Source organism: Xanthovirga aplysinae, assembly GCF_009711365.1.
GTDB lineage: Bacteria > Bacteroidota > Bacteroidia > Cytophagales > Cyclobacteriaceae > Xanthovirga > Xanthovirga aplysinae.
This window is the reverse complement of record NZ_SMMB01000843.1, coordinates 1-4,634: the sequence shown is the minus strand read 5'-3', so window position 1 is coordinate 4,634 and position 4,634 is coordinate 1. Positions and strand designations below refer to the sequence as shown.

Sequence of the window (4,634 nt, the reverse complement as noted above, 5' to 3'; positions counted from 1 at the left end):
AAAAAAAATAATAAACTTTCCTATAGCCCAAGTGATGGGGGATTAGTGAGTGGTTTAGGCTCTTTCTACAAAAATAAAGACCACCTTTGGATTGGTTGGCCGGGAATGGATTTGGTGGAGGAAAAAGAAAAAATAGGAGCCACCAGTAAATTAGAAAAAGAGGGAATGGTGCCGGTTTTTTTAGACCGAGAAGAAATACAAGAATTTTATGAAGGCTTCAGCAACGGTACTCTTTGGCCAACATTTCACTATTTCAGTCAATTTGCTACCTATAAAGAAAGAGATTGGCAATCCTACCTAAGAGTAAATCAAAAATTCTGTGATGAAGTGCTAAAATACGCCCAAAAGGGCGATATCGTATGGGTCCATGATTATCACCTTTTACTACTTCCTCAGTTAATAAGAAAAGAAATCCCGGAAATTACAATTGGTTTCTTTCAGCACATACCCTTTCCATCCTTCGAGGTATTTCGATTGCTTCCCTGGCGCAAGGAAATACTAAACGGCATGTTAGGTGCGGACCTTATTGGCTTTCACACCTATGATGACATGAGGCATTTTCTAAGCTCCGTAAACCGAATTTGTGGAAAAAGAAACTCCAATGGCCGCGTTTACATTAAAAATAGAATCGTTTTGGTGGATTCATTTCCAATGGGGATCGATTATGAAAAATATGCTGAAACCGCAAATTCCCCAGAAACCATAGGAAGGGAAGTCAGGTACCGTATTGCTTTGGGGAATCAAAAACTTATTCTTTCCATGGACCGTCTGGATTACTCCAAAGGAATCCCCCAACGTTTAGAGGCATTTGAAACCTTCCTTGAAAAATATCCGGAATTTAGGGGAAAAGTCTCCTTATTGATGATTGTGGTTCCATCGCGAGATAAGGTAGAACGGTACAAGGAATTAAAAGAAATAGTAGATGAAATGGTAGGAAGAATAAACGGAAATTTTGGCCGGATGGACTGGACACCTATCCACTACTTCTATCGTTCCTTTCCACTACATGCTCTTTCTGCATTTTATCGTATGGCTACCGTAGCCTTAGTTACTCCCATGCGAGATGGCATGAATCTAATTAGTAAGGAATTCATTGCAAGCAAAACCGACAAAAAAGGAGTATTAATTTTGAGCGAAATGGCAGGATCAGCCAAAGAACTATCAGATGCTATTTTGATTAACCCCAATAATGGGAGACAGATCACGGAAGCCCTCTACCAGGCCTTAAAAATGCCTGAAGAGGAACAAATCCTCCACATGAAAAATATGCAGAAGATTGTCAAAAAATATAACATCCATCATTGGGTGAGTATATTTATGAGTAGCTTAAAACAATTAAAAGCTGAACATCAAGCCATGGCTACTTCCCGATTGAACCCCACAAAAGCGAGCCCAATTTTGGAAGCCTATTCCCAGGCAAACAAACGACTTATTTTTTTAGATTATGATGGAACCCTAATGCCATTTTTAGATAATCCTGCCCATGCCAAGCCTGATGAAGAGCTCCTGGCTCTCCTCAAAAAATTGAGCATTGACCCAAAAAACCGATTAATACTTATAAGCGGAAGAGATAAAAATACCTTAGGTGATTGGATGGGTAATCTTCCCCTTGAGATTGTGGCCGAACATGGTGTTTGGCATAAAAATCAATCTTCTGACTGGAACTTACTTTCACCCCTGGAAAACAGTTGGAAAAAGGACTTTAAACCGGTCATAGAAACCTATGTAAATCGTACCCCTCGTTCTTTTATTGAAGAAAAGGACTTTTCCCTTGTATGGCATTATCGAAAAGTAGATACGGGCCTAGGAGAGCTTCGTAGTAGAGAACTAGCCAACCATTTGGAATACCTTTCCGTAGGCACCCATTTGCAGGTACTAGAAGGAGATATGGTAATTGAGATAAAAAATTCAGCCATTAACAAGGGAACAGCTGCAAAAAAATGGCTTAGAGGCAAGGGATACGATTTCATTCTGGCTTTTGGTGATGACTGGACTGACGAAGAGCTTTTTAAAGCCATGCCAGAAAGTAGTTTTACTGTAAAAGTGGGCAGAAATAATTCATCTGCTCAATACAGCCTCAATTCACCCAAAGAGGTTCGGAAAGTATTGCACAGTCTTTGCAACACTTAAGACTAGTAATATGAAATTTTAAATCAGCTATATAAAGCTCTTAAAAAAATCCAGGATAGTCCATTTTTTTTGATATTCTATAAGCGGCATTTACTAATCCCACATGACTGTAGGCCTGAGGAAAATTCCCCCATTGACTACCATCTTTGGGACTAACATCCTCACTTAAAAGACCAAGAGAATTCGCATATGTTAAAAGTTTTTCAAAAACTTCAATAGCCTCCTTCAATCTCCCAACACAACTTAAAGCTTCCACATACCAAAAAGCACAGATAAGGAAAGTGGATTTAGGCAATCCAAAATCATCGGGATGTTTATAACGGAAGAAAAGACCATGTTCACTCATTAACTCCTTTTCAAGGTTTTGCAAATGTTTTTTAGCCTTATCAGAGTTAGGATCCAAATAATGCATGATAATTAATTGCATAGTGCTGGCGTCTAGGTTCTGGCTTCCCAGAGCTTGACTATACACCTGCCTCTGAGGGTCATAACATGATTCTATCCTTCGAATTGAGCTTTTCTTTAGTTTCTCCGCTCTTTTCAAAACATCCTCATCCTGAAAATGCTCTGCCATCTTAATGGCTGCACAACTGCCTGCCCAGTGAAAAAGAAATGTATAGCAATGAAATTGACTGAAATTTCTAAACTCCCACAAACCGGCATCCGGCTCATCCATGGTTTTATTGATCTTATCCAAGATACTAACAATAAGTTCCCGGGAACGCACCCGTTCAGCTCCAATAAACCGCCTGTCGACATATAATGGAAGAAGGGCAATCATCACTTGCCCATAAACATCGTTTTGAATATGCTCATAGGCCTGATTCCCTACCCTAACAGGCTTATTTCCTTTATACCCCTCCAGTGGCAATTCTTTTTCAATGATTGACCTACCTCCTTCAAGAGTGTAAAGGGGTTGATAACGGGACTGAGATCCTGCAGAAACATTGGCAATGAAATGGAAATATTTTTCCACTTCTTCAAAGTGACCAATATTGTTAAATGCTTCGAGCGTATAATAGGTATCTCTTAGCCAACAATATCGATAATCCCAATTCCTACCACTTCCAGGAGATTCGGGTAAACTAGTTGTTGCCGAAGCAATTATAGCCCCTGTATCCTCATATTGATGTATCTTCAAAACCAGAGCAGAACGAATCACTTCCTTTTGATAAAATTTCCCAATACTGGTACTCTTCACCCAGTTTCGCCAATAGCGAATAGTATTTTGGAGAAATTCATCAATGGTTCTTTCCAAGGGAGCTTCCAGAGGCACTCCATAGGTAAGCACCAAATATTTTGGTTCGTTAAGAACAAAATATTCTCCTCCTTCCACGTAACTTAAGGAAATATTGGTCGTCAGACGAAGGGATTTCTCCAGGCCCAAATACTCAATATGATTACTTCCCCGAAACCCTTCTGGTTTGGCTTTTCCATAATCGCCTACCGGTTGACAAACGGCTTTTACCCTTGGGGTCCCTGACAAAGGCTCCACTTTCCTCACCAACATCAAAGGTTTATAATACCTTTCGTATTGAAGAAAACGAGGGGCAAAATCCGTTACGCGATAACTCCCATCACTACAAGTTACTTCGGTACATAAAATATTCGTATTTTCAATGTAATATTGTCTGGATTGAAAATCCTCTGAAGATGGTAAGATAGAATAATTTCCACCCTTTTCAGAATCCAGCAAACCTCCAAATACAAAACTACTATCAAAGCGAGGCCAACACATCCATGATACATTGGTGTCTTTTCCAATTAATGCTAAAAAAGCACAATTGCCAATAATACCGTATTCATAGGTATGTTTCATAGAATTGCCACTTAGATCATCGTATTAGACTTTTAACACATCAACAACTAATTCCCATTATTAGTTATCGGACAGTAATAAGAGTTAAAAAGAGAAGAGGTAAAATTGAAAATTGCCTAATTAAAAATGGGGATTCCACTTTACTCAAGTAGCATATTTCATAAAGTCAATTTATCATTTGAATTTTTAGAATAGTGATTTACCTCCACTTTTTCTTCCTACTCCACCATAGTTAATACCCCCACTCAGGAGGCACATCAGGGATATACAATTTATACAAACGCCCTGCAGACCAGATCAGACTGGCCAGGGCAATCAGATAGCGAGTTTGGAAATCAATCAATTGGAATTGTGCATTGATATAGTCCAGCTCTCTTCGGTTCAACAAAAACAAGGAGCTTTCTCCGAACTGAAATCTTCTTCGTTCTCCTGCCACCAATCTCCCGTAATTGACCACATTACGGTTGTATACCTTAATTTGCCTGTTCAAAACCAGTAGGTCATTATAATTGGCCTTTACCTGGTTAATTAATTGAATTTGCCTTAATTCATATTGATAATCTATTTGTAATATTTTAAGTTTTGTTAATTGCAGCTCTCCCCTGGCTTTTCGAATAAAAAGAGGAAAACTAAAGTCCAAGGAGGTAATTTTATTTTGAATTGAGAAAAATGGAAGACCTTTTCG

The 4,634-nt window shown here is 38.9% G+C and carries 3 protein-coding genes; 1 reads left to right on the top strand and 2 read right to left on the bottom strand.

What is annotated here, in order from left to right:
- A partial coding sequence (locus E1171_RS06620) for a bifunctional alpha,alpha-trehalose-phosphate synthase (UDP-forming)/trehalose-phosphatase (protein ID WP_155205223.1) occupies nucleotides 1–2,130 on the top strand: 2,130 nt, incomplete at its 5' end.
- Nucleotides 2,131–2,170: 40 nt separating this feature from the next.
- Here the strand turns inward: E1171_RS06620 and E1171_RS06615 are convergent.
- Both E1171_RS06615 and E1171_RS06610 read right to left on the bottom strand, forming a co-directional pair.
- Nucleotides 2,171–3,949: a glycoside hydrolase family 15 protein gene (locus tag E1171_RS06615; RefSeq protein WP_155205222.1), complete on the bottom strand. Its 1,779-nt coding sequence runs from the start codon at nucleotides 3,947–3,949 to the stop codon at nucleotides 2,171–2,173.
- Between the two features lie 232 nt (nucleotides 3,950–4,181).
- Nucleotides 4,182–4,634: TolC family protein (locus tag E1171_RS06610; RefSeq protein ID WP_222931423.1), on the bottom strand; the 453-nt coding region annotated here is incomplete at its 5' end.